This is a genomic window from Wenzhouxiangella sp. XN201 (assembly GCF_011008905.1).
Taxonomy (GTDB): domain Bacteria; phylum Pseudomonadota; class Gammaproteobacteria; order Xanthomonadales; family Wenzhouxiangellaceae; genus Wenzhouxiangella.
Genome location: NZ_JAAIVI010000017.1, coordinates 1,279,750 through 1,296,787 on the forward strand (window position 1 = coordinate 1,279,750; position 17,038 = coordinate 1,296,787).

The window sequence follows — 17,038 nt, forward strand, 5'->3', positions numbered from 1 at the left end:
GATTTCGTATGAACTCGAACGATGCCCGTCGCCCCTCCCGCAACTTGACACAATCCTCAGGCTGCCTTGGCCATATCCCGCAGCACGTAGTGCAGGATGCCGCCGTGCTTGTAGTACTCGATTTCCTTCGGCGTATCCAGGCGCACACGGGCCTTGAAGGTGGTTTCCTTGCCTTCGGGGTGTGTGGCCTTCACCTCGACTTCCTTTTCGGAGCCGTCCTCGAGCCCGGTGATATCGAAAGTCTCGGTGCCGTCGAGGCCCAGGCTGTCGGCATCCTCGCCTTCGGCAAAGGTCAACGGCAACACGCCCATGCCGATCAGGTTGGAACGGTGAATCCGTTCGAAACTTGCGGCGATCACGGCCTTGACGCCGAGCAGGCGCGTGCCCTTGGCTGCCCAGTCACGCGACGAGCCCGAACCGTATTCCTTCCCGGCGATGACGACCAGCGGGGTGCCATCTTCCTGGTACTTCACGGCCGCATCGTAAATCGGCATCACTTCGCTGTCGGGGAAGTAGGTGGTGAAACCGCCCTCGGTGCCTTCGGCAATCTGGTTTTTGATGCGCACATTGGCAAACGTGCCCCGCATCATGACTTCGTGGTTGCCGCGGCGTGAGCCGTAGGAGTTGAAATCGACGGGCTTGATGCCCTGCTCCTGCAGATAGCGGCCCGCCGGGGAGTCCGGCTTGATGGCGCCGGCCGGGGAAATGTGGTCGGTAGTAACCGAGTCGCCCAGCTTGGCCAGGACCCGAGCGCCCTTGATGTCGCCGATGGCGTCGGGGTCCATGGTCATGCCCTCGAAGTAGGGCGGGTTGCGCACATAGGTGGAGTCGTCGTCCCACTCGAACATCTCGCCGGTGGGCGTGTCCATGCTGTTCCAGAGCTCGTCGCCTTCGAACACGCTCTTGTAGTTGCTCGAGAACATTTCTGAAGTGACGTTGGACTGGATGAAGTCCTGGATCTCGCGCGCGTCCGGCCAGACGTCCTTGAGGTAGACCGGGTTGCCGTCGGGATCCTCGCCCAGCGGTTCCTCGACCAGGTCGAGATCCATCCGGCCGGCGATGGCATAGGCCACGACCAGGGGCGGGGAAGCCAGGTAGTTCATCTTGACTTCCGGATGAATGCGGCCCTCGAAATTGCGGTTGCCGGAGAGCACCGAACAGACCACCATCTCGTGTTCACGCACGGCCTGGTCGATCGGTTCGGGCAACGGTCCGGAGTTGCCGATGCAGGTCGTGCAGCCATAGCCGACGGTATAGAAACCGAGCGCTTCCAGGTCGTCGTCCAGGCCTGATTTTTCCAGGTAATCGGTGACCACTTTCGAGCCCGGCGCCAGCGAGGTCTTGACCCAGGGCTTGACTGTCAGCCCCTTCTCGCGGGCATTGCGCGCCAGGATCCCTGCGCCGAGCATGACCGCCGGATTGGACGTGTTGGTACAGGAGGTGATGGCGGCGATTACCACCGCGCCGTCCTTGAGAATGAAGGTCTGATCCTTGTAATCGACTTCGGCAGCGCCCGGGATCTCGGTCGCACCCACCGCGGTACGACCGCCTTCATCATTGAAGCGTCCTACTTCGGAACCGTTGTTGGAATCGCGGCTTTTGGTCATTTCGGAGAGTTGGGCCAGGAAGGCGTTCTTGGCCTTGCTCAGCAAGACCCGATCCTGCGGCCGCTTGGGGCCGGCAAGGCTGGGGACGACGTCTCCCAGGTCGAGTTCGAGCACGTCACTGTATACCGGGTCGGGATCTTCATCGTCGCGCCAGAAATCCTGGGCCCGTGCATAGGTTTCTACCAGTTCCAGGCGTTCCTTGCTGCGACCGGAAAGCTCGAGGTAGCGAATGGTTTCCTGGTCGATCGGGAAGATGGCGCAGGTGGAGCCGAACTCCGGCGACATGTTGCCGATCGTGGCCCGGTCGGCCAGCGGCAGGTGCGACAGGCCGTTGCCGAAGAACTCGACGAATTTGCCGACCACGCCCTTCTCGCGCAGCATCTCGGTGATGGTCAGCACCAGGTCGGTGGCTGTCGTGCCCTCCGGCAGCTTGCCGGTGAGCTTGAAGCCGATGACCTGCGGAATCAGCATGGAGATCGGCTGACCCAGCATGGCCGCCTCGGCTTCGATGCCGCCCACGCCCCAGCCAAGAATGCCGAGGCCATTGATCATGGTGGTATGCGAATCGGTACCGACCAGGGTATCGGGCCAGGCCATGGGCTGGCCATCGACTTCGCCATCGAAAACGACGCGCGAAAGATGTTCCAGGTTGACCTGGTGCACGATGCCGGTGTTGGGCGGGACGACCTTGAAGTTGTCGAAGGCACCCTGGCCCCAGCGCAGGAAGGCATAGCGTTCCTTGTTGCGCTTGAATTCGATCTCGTTGTTGAGGTCGAGTGAATTGGCCTGGCCGTAGCTGTCGACCTGGATCGAGTGATCGATGACGAGTTCGGCCGGGGAGAGCGGATTGATGCGGTCGGCCTTGCCGCCGAGTTCTTTCATGGCCTCGCGCATGGCGGCCAGGTCGACAATCGCCGGCACACCAGTGAAGTCCTGCAGCACTACACGGGCGGGCGTGAAGGAAATTTCCCTGCTCGGGTCAGCTTTGGGATCCCAGTTGGCCAGGGCGGCGACATCGTCGGCAGTGATGTTCCTGCCGTCCTCGTGCCGCATCAGGTTTTCCAGCAGGATGCGAAGCGAGAAGGGCAGCTTCCTCACCTGCTCGTGTTGTTCGGCCAGCTTGGGCAGGCTGTAAAAGCCATATTCCTTGCCATTGGCCTTGAAGCGATCGAGACAGCCGAGCTCGTCACGCATGGGACTCTCCTCCAGTTTCTAAACGGGTAAGCCGGGGCATGTACCGCTTTGCTGCGGCCTCCCGGATGCCAAACGATGATTTTATCACGCGCTCGATGCCGGCACCGTGGCCGGCAAGGGCCGGAATCAGGCCGTCAGCAAGGCCTGGGCCTGCTCGAGCATCTTGCGCCGCTGGAAAACGAGCCGCCACTGCCGGCCACCGACCTGACGCCACAGAAAGGCCGAACGCAGCCCGGCAAGCAGCAGGGCGCGCACGAAAGCGACCTTTTCCTGTTGCTTGAGATATTCGGGCTTGCCGCTGACCGAGAGCCGGAAATCCAGAGTTGAGACCTGATGTTGGTAGATGTCGGCCAGTTGCGAGGTGACGCTGTCGTCGACGGTCTCGCCGGCGTCTTGCCAGGCTTTCGCGACCAGGTCGAGTTCCTTGCCGATGGCCTGCTGACGCTTGCGGTCGCGCGAGATGGCGCGGCCGAGCTTGGCCAGACCGAGTGCATAGTTGAGCGGCTGCAGGCTTTCGTGGTCAGTGCGTGCGCTGAATAGTTCGGTCAGAACGCGCAGCCCCATGCGTACGCCGCCGAGGCCGCCGTAGACGTCTTCGGTCGACTCGGGGTCGCGGCTGAAAACACTGGCGATGCTTGCCTGTGCCGCCTGGCCGGAGCAGTTTCCGGAGGTGGCAATCTGGCGGACCAGTTCGCTGGCCTGCAGCATGCCGGCAAAGGCGATGGTGGCGTCTCTCATGAGTGGATCGCTTCCTGTGTTTTCGCGTTCGTCAATTGATCGGGCAGCGGTGCGTTTCCAGTGGTTATCGTGCCGCCGCCCAGGCACTCATCGCCATGATATAGGACAACCGCCTGGCCGGGCGTGACCGCGCGCTGGGGTTTGTCAAACACCAGTTGAAGTCTTGCTTGATCGATCGCCTCGACGCGGCAGGCCTGATCGGGCTGGCGGTAGCGCACCTTGGCGTGCAGCCTTTCGCCCGCCTCGGGCTGGCGGCGGATCCAGTTCAGATCGCTTGCTTCCAGGCTTGTCGACATCAGGGTCGGGTGATCGGTCTGTTGCTCGGCGTAGAGCACGTTGTGCTCGATATCCTTGTAGGTCACGTACCAGGGCGCTTCCGGGAAGTCCTTGAGCCCGCCGATGTTGAGCCCCTTGCGCTGGCCGAGCGTGTAATGGATCAGGCCTTGGTGGGTGCCGATCACGGTACCGTCGGAGGTGCGGATCTCGCCCGGTTCGGCGTCCAGGTAATTGGCGATAAAGCGGTCGAAGTTGCGCTCGCCGATAAAGCAGATGCCGGTCGAGTCCTTTTTGGCGGCCACCGGCAGGTCGGCCTGGGCGGCCAGATCACGCACTTCGGGCTTGGTCAGTTCGCCGAGCGGGAAAAGTGCGTGCTGCAACTGTTCCTGGTCGAGGGCATAGAGAAAATAGCTCTGATCCTTGTTCGAATCGATACCCTTCAGCAGCGAAACCGTGCCATCGTCGTTATCTCGGCGACGGGCGTAGTGCCCGGTGGCGATGTGTGCCGCGCCCAGGTCCCGCGCATGCTCGACGAAGGTGCGAAACTTGATCTCGCGGTTGCACAGGATGTCGGGATTGGGGGTGCGGCCGGCCCTGAGTTCGGCCAGAAACTGCTCGAACACTTCGTCCCAGTACTCGGCGGCAAAGTTGCGGCCGTGGAAGTCGATGCCCAGTATTTCGGCGACCCTGCGCGCATCGGCGGCATCGTCCTCGGCCGAACAGCCGCTGACGGTGTCTTCTTCTTCCCAGTTCTTCATGAACATGCCGGCGATGGGTTTGCCCTGCTGCTTCAACAGCCAGGCCACGGTGGACGAATCCACCCCGCCGGACATGGCCACCATGATCAGATCACTCATGCTTGTCGATATGGGGTTGCGGTTGATTTTTTGCGAGGGCGGGTTTGTGGGAGGAGTTTAAGGTGGCCGGGGCGGGAAGTGGTGGCTGCGATTCGGAAAATGCGGGGCGTGCGGCCTCGTGGGCTCGTCTTGCGTGGAGTCGTTTGGGTGCCAGCGAGATTGCGGTTGAGTCTTGTCGGCGGTGTGGCGGCTTCAACACCCGCACTTCAGGCTGATGGCTGGTGATTGCTGTGGCACACCCGCGCCCCGATTTTTCGAATCGCAGCCACCACTCCCCGCCTTGACAGGTTGGAGGAGACTGCACACAAGAAGGGCCACCAAGCCTGTCAGAGCGGGTGGTGTCCGGAGAAATGCGTTTCTGGATGGCGCGGAGGTCTTCTCCGAACTTCTCCGTCTTTGGGAAGCTCGGGCGCCGATTCTGGATGCTTGAAGTGAACAGCCAACCAACTTGGTCGTTCCGGCACATGAAGCCACCCGGACTCGACACACCATCGACGTCGTTCGCCATCCAGGGACGCATTTCTCCGGGCACCACCCGCGGCAACTCCCAATCTCGCCCCGTCGAAGCCACAGTCACTCCCCGAACAAATCGGGGCTCATCAAATCGATAAACCGCTCCGCCTGCGGTGAAAGGTAGGCGCCCCGGCGCAGCACCACCCCGTAGGAGCGGCGGGGGAAGTAGCGGCTCAGGTCCCGCACTGCCAGCTGCTGGCGGTCGGTTTCGGTCAGGCAGATGCTGGTGACAATCGATATTCCCATGCCCAGGGCGACGTAGCGCTTGATCACCTCCCAGCCGCCGACTTCCAGGTTGACCCGGAAGGGCAGGCCGTGCTGCTGGAAGACCCGGTCGACCAGCTCGTAGGTACTCAGGCGCCGCGGTGGCAGGATCAGGCCGTGCGGGCTGATGTCGGTCAGCTCGATATTGCGCCGGCGTGCCAACGCGTGATCGCGGCTCATGATCAGCGCCGGATTGAAGTGCCAGATCGGGCGGTAGTCGATGTCATCGGGCACCTCGAGCATCGAGCCGACGGCAAAGTCGACCTCATCGTCGCGGATCATGCCCAGGCCGTCCGCCCCGGTGACGTTGTGCAGGTGCACGAAAATGCCGGGGTGCTTGCGCCGGAAGCGCATCAACAGGGACGGCAGCAGGTGAAGAATGGTCGATTCGCCTGCGGCAATCCGGATTTCGCCGGTATCGAGCGAGCCGTAGCGGCGCTGGAACTCGTCGGGGAGGGCGTCGAGGCGGTCGACCAGGGGGCGTGCCATCTCCAGCAGGGCCTTGCCCGCCGGCGTGAGCTGCAAGCGGGGGCCGTGACGCTCGAACAGCGGGCGTTCCAGTTCGTCTTCCAGCGCGCGAATTTGCTGGCTAATCGAGGGCTGGCTCAGGAACAGCCGCTCGGCAGCGGCCGAAACGCTGCCGGTGCGGGCGGTCTGGATAAAAGCTCGCAGGTGCTTGAGCAGGTTGCCTTTATAGGGCATTTGAAAGTGTGAAATGTTCAGTGTGAAGCGTTAAGTATTACAGAAACAAATAAAGAAAATCAAAAGATTTAATTTGCTTAATGATGTTGGGCCACCTAGGCTCTTGGTGAACATACGTTACGGAATGGAGCGTCATGAACCGGGAGTCACAGCGTCATCCCACACCGGAACTGGCCGGCGACGGCGAGCTTGAATTCACGCAGGCCTTGCCCAAGGCGGCACGGCCGCTGTTTTCCAGCGGGCTTTCACGCTTGCTGGTTCGCTTGTCCAAGCGTCATCGTGGCCGCGTCGACGAACTCCTGCAGCAGCGACGGGCCCGTCAGAAGGGGTTCGACGCAGGCCAGCTGCCCGATTTTCCGGAGGAGACGCGAAGTATCCGGGAATCCGACTGGAAGGTCGCGCCGATTCCGAAGGACCTGCGGGACCGCCGCGTGGAGATCACCGGGCCGGTCGATCGCAAGATGATCATCAATGCGCTCAACTCCGGCGCCAAGGTCTTCATGGCTGACTTCGAGGATTCCTCGACGCCGACCTGGGCCAACATGATCGACGGCCAGGTCAACCTGTACGATGCCGTGCGACGCAGCATCGACTTCACCGCCGACAACGGTAAGCACTACCAGCTCGATCCGGATCCGGCCGTACTGATCGTCCGGCCGCGCGGCTGGCATCTGGACGAAAAGCACGTGCAGGTCAGCGGTCAGGCCGTGCCCGGAGGGATCTTCGACGCGGCCGTCTACGTCTACAACAATGCCCGCACCCTGATCGACCACGGCAGCGGACCTTACCTGTACCTGCCGAAGCTCGAGAGCCGCCACGAGGCCGAACTGTGGGAGCAGGTGCTGACCGACATCGAGGGCGCGCTCGAACTCGAGCCCGGCACGATCAAGGTCACGGTGCTGATCGAGACCCTCCCGGCGGTGTTCGAGATGGACGAGATTCTGCATGCCCTGAAGAGCCGGATCGTCGGGCTTAATTGCGGACGCTGGGATTATATTTTCAGTTATATCAAATGTTTCCGGGCGCATTCTGACAAAGTACTTCCGGACCGGGCGCAGGTCACCATGACCGTGCCGTTCCTCCGCGCCTACTCGCAGCTCCTGATCCGGACTTGCCACCGTCGTGGTGCCTTCGCCATGGGCGGCATGGCCGCCCAGATCCCGATCAAGGGCGATGAGGCCGCCAACGAGGCCGCCCTGCAGAAGGTGCGTGAGGACAAGGAGCGCGAGGCCGGTGACGGTCACGACGGCACCTGGGTAGCGCACCCGGGCTTGATTCAGCTCGCGCGGGAGGTTTTCGACCGGCAGCTCGGTGACAAGCCGAACCAACTCCACAGATTGCGTGAAGACGTCTCGGTCAGCGCCGCAGATCTGGTGGCGCCGTGCAAGGGCACAATCACGGAGGCCGGCCTGCGCGGCAATATCAATGTGGCGATCCGCTACATGGCCGCCTGGCTGGACGGGCAGGGCTGCGTACCGATCAATCACCTGATGGAGGACGCGGCCACTGCCGAAATCGCCCGGGCGCAGTTATGGCAGTGGGCGCGGCATGATCGCGGCGTGCTCGAGGACGGCCGCGACATCGATCTTGAGCTGATCCGCCGCTGGCAGGCCGAGGAACTGGAAAAGATCCGCGCCGACGTCGGCGAAAAGGCCTTCGACGACGGTCAGTACCTTGCGGCTGCCGAACTGATCGGCGAGGCCACCGCCAGCGACGATTTTGTCGAATTTCTCACCCTGCCGGGTTACGCGCGGCTTGTAGGGAATCCCTGAACTGAAACCACACCGGAGCACGACCGCATGAACAAGGATGTCCAACCGATCATCGAAATGGAACGCGACTGGCTGGAGAACCCGCGCTGGAAGGGCGTGAAGCGCCCCTACGACGCAAACGAAGTACTGCGACTTCGCGGCAGTGTCACCATCGAGCACACCCTGGCCCGCATGGGGGCCGAAAAGCTCTGGAAGCTGATGCACGAGGAGGACTTCGTCAATGCGCTCGGCGCCCTGACCGGCAACCAGGCCATGCAGCAGGTGCGTGCCGGCCTGAAGGCCATCTACCTTTCTGGCTGGCAGGTCGCGGCCGATGCCAATATCGCCGGCCAGATGTACCCCGACCAGTCCCTGTACCCGGCCAATTCGGTGCCGTCGGTGGTTCGTCGCATCAACAACACTTTCCTGCGCGCCGACCAGATCCAGTCGGCCGAGGGCAAGGGCGACATCGACTGGTTCGCACCGATCGTGGCCGATGCCGAGGCCGGCTTCGGCGGCGTCCTCAATGCCCACGAGTTGATGAAGGACATGATCGATGCCGGTGCCGCCGGGGTGCATTTCGAGGATCAGCTCGCCTCGGCCAAGAAGTGCGGTCACATGGGCGGCAAGGTGCTGGTGCCCACCAAGGAGGCGGTGCAGAAACTCATAGCAGCGCGACTGGCTGCCGATATCGCCAATGTTCCGACCATCATCATTGCGCGTACCGACGCCATGGGTGCCGGCCTGGTGACCTCCGACATCGATGAGGTCGACCACCGTTTCATTACCGGCGAGCGCACGGCCGAGGGCTTCTACCGCACCGACGCCGGCATCGACCAGGCGATTGCCCGCGGTCTGGCCTACGCTCCTTATGCCGACCTGCTGTGGTGTGAAACCTCCAAGCCCGACCTGGGCGAGGCGAAGCAGTTCGCGGAAGCCATTCGGGCGGAGTATCCCGACAAGCTGCTGGCCTACAACTGCTCGCCCAGCTTTAACTGGCGCAAGAATCTGTCCGATACCGAAATCGCCAGCTTCCAGAAGGAACTGGGTGCGATGGGCTACAAGTTCCAGTTCATCACCCTGGCCGGTTTCCATGCACTCAACCACGGCATGTTCCAGCTCGCCCGCGGCTACAAGGAACGCCAGATGTCAGCCTACGTCGAGCTGCAACAGGCCGAGTTCGCGGCCGAATCGCAGGGCTACACGGCCACCCGCCACCAGCGCGAGGTGGGGACCGGCTATTTCGACGAACTGACCCAGGCGATCAGCGGGGGTGATTCCTCGCTTGGCGCGCTGTCGGGTTCGACCGAGGAAGACCAGTTCGACAACGCCGCAGGCGCCTGATCGACGCCCGGCGGCTGCGCATCAACGGCAGTCGCCGGGCGCTGGCTGCGACAAGCGCCTATTCCTCACCGATGTCGCCCAGGAAGGCGAGCAGCTTGCGTTCGTTGGACAGGTCGCCGTAGAGCACCGAAACCTCCCCGTTATCGTGCATCATCAACAGTGCGGGCGTTGCGAAGACCGAATAACTCACCGACTGCTCCGGATGGGCGAGCAGGTCGATCTCCAGCGGCTTGATGGATTCCTGATCCAGCGCTTTCAAGGCCCGGGTCAAATTTGCCCGCGCCCGGCGTGATCGCGGTGCGTTGCCGGTGACCAGCAGCGTCAGTGCGGGTACGGCCGATTCGCCTTGTCTGCTTTCGGCGTTCACTTGTCATCTCCTTTCTCGTCACGGCCACGATCGGGTTCCCGCCGCCGTTTCATCTGTTCGGTGTGAGTGCGATCCAACTGTTCAGCCTCATCGGATGCCTGCTCCTGCAGCTTGAGTTCGGCTTTCAGGCGATCCAGTTCGCTGCGGGTCTGTTCGATTCGGCGTTCCAGATCCTGGTGGTGCTGCACTCGCTCTGTCGCGATCCGCCGTTTCTCCGCCCGGTCCTCGCTTTCCTTCTGCGCCCGAGCGGTGCCCATCAGCACCTGTGTGCCGTACTCGTACACGTCGGCCAGGCTGACGCCGTCATTCGAAAGCACCAGTTCGCGCTGCTGGTTGGAGTGGGCCGTCCCGCGTGATTTCACGATGGAGAGTGAGCGATTGCGTTCGCCGGCGCGCACGTTGTAGTCGAGCACGATCCAGGTATCGGCAATGGTCGAGACATGCACCAGGGTGGTTTCCCCCTCGGGGTCGCCCTCACCGCTAAGCGAAGTGAGGATTGTTGTGATTCCCCGGCCGCGTGCTACCGCAAGCAAGCGCTCAATCGCAGTTCGGTGGCCCTCGGAACCGGCGGACTTCAGCAGGGCCGAAACCGGGTCGATGACCAGGCAGTGCGGTTCGAATTCCTCGATCAGGCGCTGGATGCGAAGGAAGTGCTCGCTGATCAGGGCCGACCATGCCGAACGGGCGCAAAAGCGAATCCGGCCGGCGTCGATGTGCGGCTGCAGGTGGATGCCCACCGATGCCAGGTTGCGCACATAGGGTGCTTCGATCTCGTCGAAGCTCACATACAGGGTGCGTTCGTCGCGTTCGGCCGCCGCCGCCGCAAAACTGGCCGCCAGCGTGCTTTTTGCAGTGCCGGGGCGGCCTGAGATCAGCGTGCTCGAGCCCCGGTAGGGCCCGCCACCGAGTAACTGGTCGAGGCGGTCGATACCGGTGCTGACGCGTTCCGTTCCGGCAGTTGCCGGTTTTTCAGCGGGAGTCGCCTGGTAAGGCAACTGAATACCATCGTCATCCATGATCAGGGGAACAACATCGGTCACATGGGCCGATCCCCGATACTTGGCCACGCGCAGGTGGCGGTTCTGGCGACGATCGACGACCGTCGCTGTCAGCAGCAGCGTCGTCGGCAGCAGATACTCGATGCCTTCCAGATGGCGGGGAGACAAGCCCCGGTCTCCGACCTTGCCGCTGAGCAGCAGGGTCCAGCCGTGCTTTTCGCAGTACTCGTTGATCTGCCGCACCTGATTGGCGGCAACAATCGGATCGGGCTGGTGTTGCAGCAATTGATCGATACCGTCGACCACGATCCAGGGGTTATCGAAGCGATCCGCCTGCGATGAAATCGCTGCCAGGAGGGCGTCGATATCGAAATCACCGGCGACTTCGGCGCCGATGGGCGTGCGTGCGTCGATGATCGACCATGCATCCGATTCGATCAGGGCGCTGCCCCAGCGAAACGAATCGGCACTGCGTTTCAGTTGCCCCAGCGACTCTTCGAAGGTGACGAATACACCGCCGTCGCCTTGCGCGACAGCAGTGGCCAGTATCTGCAGGCCGAGTACCGTCTTGCCGGAACCGGGCTGCCCGAGAACCAGGGTCGCTTGTCCCTCGGGCAAGCCGCCGTTCGTGAGCCGGTCCAGGCCGGGAATGCCGGTCTTCCGCTTTGTCAGGTGCCAGTCTTTCTTGCTCATCGCCATTATTCCTGTCGGTTGCTCGGCGCCATTCAGTGGGCGCGCGAGTTCGAACTCAGAGGCAGGTTGCCGCCCCGCTGGAGCAGCCAGCGAAAGTCCTCGGCCGCCAGCGGCATGCTGAAGTAGTAACCCTGTCCGACCTGACAACCCATCTCGAGCAGAGCGTCGGCCACCTGCCTGGACTCGACACCCTCGGCCACCGGCTCGGCGTCCAGGGCGGCAGCCAGATTCATGACGGTCCGCACGACGTTGTGACTGTAGCGGTCATCGAGGACGTGGTGGACAAAGCCCCGGTCGATCTTGATCTCGTCGAAGGGATAGCGTTGCAGGTACAGCAGCGAGGAATAACCGGTGCCGAAGTCGTCCAGGGACATTCGCACACCCAGTTCTTTCAGCTCACGGATTTCGGTCAGCAATCGCTCTGACTGACGTTCGAACACCGACTCGGTGATCTCGAGCGTCAGGTGAGAGGGGTCGACACCGAATTCCTGCAGCGCCGCGTGAACCTTTTCAGGAAAGTCGCCGAGCATGAACTGGACTTGCGAGACGTTGACCGCCAGGCCCACTGCCGCGAGATCCGAAGTCTGCCATTCGCGCAGTTGCCTGCAGGCCGCCCGCAGGACCCAGTCGCCGATTGGCCCGATGAGCTGGCTCTGCTCGGCTACCGGAATGAACAAGCCGGGCGGCAACAGGCCGTGCTCCGGGTGTTGCCAGCGAATCAGGGCCTCGGCTGAAATCATACGGCCGTCTGCAAGGTTGACCTTGGGCTGAAAGTGCAGCTCGAATTCGTCCGCTTCGAGTGCACGTCGCAGTTCACTGGTCAATTGGATCCGCTCACGCGTCTGCTTGTTCAACTCGGGGGTGAATGCGACCCAGGGTTCCCGGGCCGTCGACGCCTCACGGTTTTCGTACAGCGCCAGCTCGGCCTCGTGCACCAGGTCTTCCGGTCGACGCTGTTCATCGCCAAGCACGGTGTAGCCCATGCGCAGACCCACGTCGATATCGATACCGCTGTCGCTGTCGTCCGGATGAAAGGGCTGGTTGACTGCCTTGATCAGACTGCCGAGCTGCGTTTCGAGGTCCATTTTCGTGCTGCGCGGGAGGTAAACGACAAACTCGTCACCGCCGATGCGAGCAACCAGACCGCGACGCCCCGCCTGACGCTTCAGGCGCCGACCGAGTTCGACCAGTATCCGGTCACCGGTGGTATAGCCGTGAGCTTCGTTGATGTCGTGTTGCTTCACGACGTCCAGCATGGCGACCACGGCGCCGGCGGGCCATGCACTTTGATTGAATCGCTTGCCCAGGCGTTGTGCGAAGCCATTGCGCGAGAGCAATCCGGTCAGTGGATCCTGGTAGGCGAGCCGGCTGAGCTCCCGTTCGGCAAGTTTGCGTTCGGTGACGTCGATATGCATGGCGACGGCGCCCCCGGCAGCGGCTCCCTCCGATGACAAGCGACTGAACATCACACGGAACCAGCGTTTCTGATCGGGGGAATGGCATGGATATTCAAGGGCGAAGGTTTCTCGCTTCCCCACGAGCACATCTCTCAGGCCGTCCGCCACGGTTGCCGCTTCTTCCGAACACTCGCCTCTGGCAGCTTCGCACAACCCGATGTAATTCGTGCCGATGCCAAAATCGGAGCCGTTGTCGAACTGGTTGTTTTCACCGAAGTGCCGCCACTGGTCGTTGACATCGATGATCACACCATCAGCATCCAGCATCGCGATATGGGCGGGCAGGGAGTTGATCAGGATCTGACGCGTATTCAGCGCGGAATTCAGTTCGTCACGGGATACGCGCAATGCCGCTTCCTGCGCCCGAAGCTGCTCGAGCATCTGGTGATGTTCGGTGACGTCGCGGAAGAACACGGCCACACCTTCCTCCCAGGGATAGGCATGCATGTCGAACCAGATGTCCAGGGGCTCGAAAAACTCTTCGGCCGAATTGGAGATGCGCTCTTCCATGGCAGTGACCAGGGCACGCTCCATACGGCTTCCGACCAGTTCCGGGAACTGATCCCAGATGCTCGTACCGATCAACTCTTCCCGCGACTTGCCCAGGATCCAGGCGGCGGTGGCATTGACGTAGGTGTATCGCCATTGTTCGTCGACTGCTACAAAGCCGTCGGTAATGGCTTCGAGCATGGCCGCCAGCCGATCGGTCAGATTGCGGCTTTCGTGCTCGAGCGCCTTTCGCTCGGAGATATCCTGAAAGGCACCCTGGACCCGTATGATGTTCTGGTTTTCGTCGTAGTCCGGCTCGCCCACGGCCCGTACCCAGCGGCGTTCACCGTTTGCGTCAATGATCTGAAGTTCTTCGTCGTACGGCTCGCCGCGCTCGGCACAGGCTTTGAAAAGTTCGCTGACGCGCTCACGGAATTCGGGGGCATAAAAGCGGATACCCTCTTCCAGCGAGGGCGAAAATCCGTGAGGCATGCCGTGGATTTCGGCAACCATGTCGGACCATGCCACGACATGGGTTTCCAGATCGACCGACCAGGCGCCAAAGCGGGCTGCACGACCGGCCATATCGAGCAATCGTCCCTGTTTTTCGAGGTCAGCTTCTGCCTGTCGTATTTCGGTTACATCGGTGATAACCGCGCCCACGCGGCGACTCGATTGCCCGGGAACATCGATCGGATACCAGCGGGCCAGCATGTTCCGTTTTCCAATTCCGGGAAAGTCGCGTATCGCTTCGTAGCGCAATGACTCCCCGGCCAGGACGCGGTCGAGACGCGGCCGGAGAGAACCTTCGAAAAGCCGCTGTCCGAGCACATCCACGATTGGACGATTCCGGATCGCTTGCGGACTGACACCATACCGGTCGGCATAAGCCTGATTGATCCACAGATAGCGATAATTGTCATCGACGATGGCACAGAGATCTTCGGTGCCTTCAAGGAGTTGCTGGAACTGCCGCAGGCGCTCGTCCATCTGTCGTTGGGCTGTAATGTCCTGGACTGTGCCGGTCGTCAAGGCCATTCGACCATCCTGATCGGGGATAATGCGGGCCTGTTCCCGTACCCAGCGAACTTCGCCGTCGGGTCTTACGATGCGGTGTTCGGCATCGAACTCTCCACCCTTCTCCACCCAGGCGGCCAGGCTTCGGCGCAGCCAGCCCTGGTCCTCGGGATGAACGCCCCCAAAGAAGCTCTCCAGCGTGCCGTCGAAGTCCTCGCGGCGCAGGCCCGAGATCTCGAACACCTCGTCGCTCCACTCGAGCTGTCCGGTTGCGAGATGGAGGTCCCAGCTGCCGATGCTGGCGATCGACTGGGCCCGGATCAGTCGATCGCGGGTGTCGGCGAGTTTGTCCAGCGCGGCTTGCAGCGTCTTCTGCCGTTCGAGCAGTTGGGTGTCGGCGGCATCGCGTTCGTCCAGCGCCTTATTGAGCATCTCGGCCAGTCGCCCCAGCTCGTCATTGCTGGTCACCGGTGCACGGGCGTCGGTTTCGCCCTCACGCAGCCGTTCGAGCGTGTTGGAGAGCGATCGTACGGGCTGGGCAACACGGCGGTGGATCAGACCGAAGGCGATAACGCACAAGGCGCCGAAGATCAATGCCGCGCCGGCCAGGGTGGCGCCGATCCATGCCGCCTCGCGTGCGATCACATCCTGGCGCTGGCTCAGTGCGCTGTCGAGTGCGGTGTCGAGTGCGATGCCCTGTCCGGCGACATGGTGCATGACGATTCGGCTGCGGACGGGTACATCGAGCGCCTGGACATCGCGGTCGATCTGGGTTGGGTCACTGCCGGTATCGATGGCGCCCAGCGCCATATCGACGGAATGGATCAGTTGACCCAGACGTTGTGCCGCCTTGCGCGCCTCGGAATGACCTTCACCCAGTTGTTCCAGTTCCTGCTGGATTGCCATGCCCTCGGCACGGTAGGCACGCCAAAGGCCCGGATCCGCACCGAAAAGGACCAGATTGTCGCTGGCGGCGGAAAATTCGTTGATGCGTTCGTGTAATTGCAGGAGTTCATCGATCGCGTCCTGCTTGTCGAGCATCTGGCGGCCGCTGTATACGCTCAGGGTCAGTAGCAACACCATGCCTGCCACACAGGCCACGATGCTCAATCGCGAGAGCCGGTACAGATTCACGGAGTCCGGTCCTGTGTATCGGTGCCGGGGATGCCCACTGCATCGGGTCGGACGTCCCGAAGCGGGCCGGCTTCGATCAGGTCGAGTATTCGCAATGGCCCGCCAGCGTTGTCGTAACCAACCGCCTGGGCCCAGAGAAACTGTTTTTGGAAATCGGCAATCAGCCCCCAGTCGAGGGTGAGGTTGTAGTCGAGTGCGTCCCAGTGGCCGGCCAGGAGACCTTCGGCCACACCCATTCGCCGGTTGAAGGCGGCAATGGCGTCATTCGGTTCTCGATCGACGAAATCGATCGCCGCCTGGTAGGCTGCGAGCATATTGCGGCTGAGATCAGGACGATTTTCCACGGTGTGGCGCGTGGTCACGAGGATCCATTTTCCGATATACAGGTTATTGACATGAAAATGGACCGCCTGGGGTCTTGAATCCTCTTTCAGCCGGGCATCGAGTGTCGATACCCGGGGTTCCACCAATACGGCCGCGTCGATGCGGCCGGCGATCAGTGCGTCGGACATGTCCGCAAATGACAGGTCGACCAGCTCGATCGAGGCACGGTCGATGCCGTGATACTGCTCGTAGAGCCACCACACGAATTCCGAGTTCGTCCCGCGGTCGACGGCGATTCTTCGTCCGCGGAAGTCGGCCGGTTGCCGAATGCCGGATTCGCTGGTGGTGACGATCTGTAGCAGGCCCATGGAGTGCACCAGGCTGGCGAGAACGACCGGGTCGTCGGGGCCGCCGGGATTCTCGTCGGCCAAACGGTCGAGCACCAGGGGTGTGAGCGCCATCAGCGCGAAATCCGCCTCGCCGGCGCGCAGCTTCGCCATGCTCGTTACACCCGAGTCGTGATGCGTGACCTCGACCTGAATACCCTGATCGGCAAACAGGCCGTACTCATCGGCGACGATCGTCGGGACATCGCCCAGATAGACTGCGCTGGCGATGTGGGTCGCTTGCCGTGATTGCTGCGCATGCAAGGTGTTTACCAGCAGCAGAGCCAGTAAGGGGGCAATCGCCATAATCTTGATCCGAATTTGCACAACAACCCCTTAATTTCACTCGGCTTTTGCCATGGTTGTTGTGCCGAGCGTGGCAGTTTCCGCCTACAATTGCAAAGTTATTAATATTCTTGAATATACGCTGCTATTGGCGCACCTGTCTGTGTCCCCGGCAACATGCGCTCGGGCGCTTGAAAAGCCCATACGGCTGCCGCAGTATGATGAGAATGAACAAGGTCACCCACTCAGGCATTCGATGAGCGAAAAGGAACAGCATTCCGACCCGGGCGGCGGCGAAGGCCTGGCATTACAGGAAGCGCGGCCGAAGGTACGAAAACCGCCGCTCTACAAGGTTGTCATCCTCAACGACGACTTTACGCCCATGGAGTTCGTGGTCGAGGTTCTGCAGCGTTTTTTCAGCCTGTCGCGCGACAAGGCCACGAGCGTCATGCTGCATGTGCATACCCGCGGGCGCGGAGTGGCCGGGGTTTATACCTACGAGATTGCCGAGACCAAGGTCGTGATGGTCAACGATTACGCCCGCGAGCACGAGCACCCGCTGCAGTGTACGCTGGAGGAGACCGATGGCTGAACGGGCAGGAATCATCCGCCCTGATTCTGGTCTTACTAGCGAATTTACCA

11 protein-coding genes are annotated in these 17,038 nt (G+C 61.9%); 3 read left to right on the plus strand and 8 right to left on the minus strand.

Features of this window, described 5'->3' with window-relative positions:
- Positions 1-56 precede the first annotated feature (56 nt).
- The 4 genes from acnA to G4Y73_RS06270 form a co-directional block, all read right to left on the minus strand.
- Positions 57-2,801 carry an aconitate hydratase AcnA gene (gene acnA, locus G4Y73_RS06255; RefSeq protein WP_164230525.1) on the minus strand — a complete coding sequence of 915 codons (2,745 nt, stop codon included), beginning with the start codon at positions 2,799-2,801 and terminating at the stop codon, positions 57-59.
- 126 nt (positions 2,802-2,927) lie between these two features.
- Complete coding sequence (gene hflD, locus G4Y73_RS06260; protein WP_164230528.1) at positions 2,928-3,539, minus strand: high frequency lysogenization protein HflD; 612 nt, start codon at positions 3,537-3,539, stop codon at positions 2,928-2,930.
- Positions 3,536-4,672: a tRNA 2-thiouridine(34) synthase MnmA gene (gene mnmA, locus G4Y73_RS06265; protein ID WP_164230530.1), complete on the minus strand. Its 1,137-nt coding sequence runs from the start codon at positions 4,670-4,672 to the stop codon at positions 3,536-3,538. The genes hflD and mnmA overlap by 4 nt, the downstream gene beginning before the upstream one ends.
- A 573-nt stretch (positions 4,673-5,245) precedes the next feature.
- Positions 5,246-6,151: a LysR family transcriptional regulator gene (locus G4Y73_RS06270; RefSeq protein ID WP_164230532.1), complete on the minus strand. Its 906-nt coding sequence runs from the start codon at positions 6,149-6,151 to the stop codon at positions 5,246-5,248.
- Between the two features lie 134 nt (positions 6,152-6,285).
- Here G4Y73_RS06270 and aceB point away from each other — a divergent pair, with 134 nt between their 5' ends.
- Together aceB and aceA are read left to right on the plus strand one after the other, a co-directional pair.
- Complete coding sequence (gene aceB / locus G4Y73_RS06275; protein WP_164230534.1) at positions 6,286-7,923, plus strand: malate synthase A; 1,638 nt, start codon at positions 6,286-6,288, stop codon at positions 7,921-7,923.
- A gap of 27 nt (positions 7,924-7,950) precedes the next feature.
- Complete coding sequence (gene aceA, locus G4Y73_RS06280) at positions 7,951-9,246, plus strand: isocitrate lyase (RefSeq protein WP_164230536.1); 1,296 nt, start codon at positions 7,951-7,953, stop codon at positions 9,244-9,246.
- Between the two features lie 58 nt (positions 9,247-9,304).
- Here the strand turns inward: aceA and G4Y73_RS06285 are convergent, their stop codons facing one another.
- From G4Y73_RS06285 to G4Y73_RS06300, 4 genes are read right to left on the minus strand one after another with little or no spacing between them, the layout of a single operon-like run.
- A complete protein-coding gene (locus G4Y73_RS06285; RefSeq protein WP_164230538.1) occupies positions 9,305-9,613 on the minus strand; it encodes a circadian clock KaiB family protein in 309 nt (102 codons plus the stop codon).
- Entirely contained in the window at positions 9,610-11,304 is a 1,695-nt protein-coding gene (locus G4Y73_RS06290) for an ATPase domain-containing protein (RefSeq protein WP_164230540.1), read from the minus strand. The genes G4Y73_RS06285 and G4Y73_RS06290 overlap by 4 nt, the downstream gene beginning before the upstream one ends.
- A 32-nt stretch (positions 11,305-11,336) precedes the next feature.
- Positions 11,337-15,401: an EAL domain-containing protein gene (locus G4Y73_RS06295; protein WP_164230542.1), complete on the minus strand. Its 4,065-nt coding sequence runs from the start codon at positions 15,399-15,401 to the stop codon at positions 11,337-11,339.
- Positions 15,398-16,417 carry an ABC transporter substrate-binding protein gene (locus G4Y73_RS06300; RefSeq protein WP_164230550.1) on the minus strand — a complete coding sequence of 340 codons (1,020 nt, stop codon included), beginning with the start codon at positions 16,415-16,417 and terminating at the stop codon, positions 15,398-15,400. Before G4Y73_RS06300 ends, G4Y73_RS06295 begins: the two co-directional genes overlap by 4 nt.
- Before the next feature lie 235 nt (positions 16,418-16,652).
- Between G4Y73_RS06300 and clpS the strand changes: the two genes are divergently transcribed.
- The gene (clpS, locus tag G4Y73_RS06305) at positions 16,653-16,988 is read left to right on the plus strand and encodes an ATP-dependent Clp protease adapter ClpS (RefSeq protein ID WP_164230553.1); all 336 of its coding nucleotides are present in this window, start codon (positions 16,653-16,655) and stop codon (positions 16,986-16,988) included.
- Positions 16,989-17,038 lie beyond the last annotated feature (50 nt).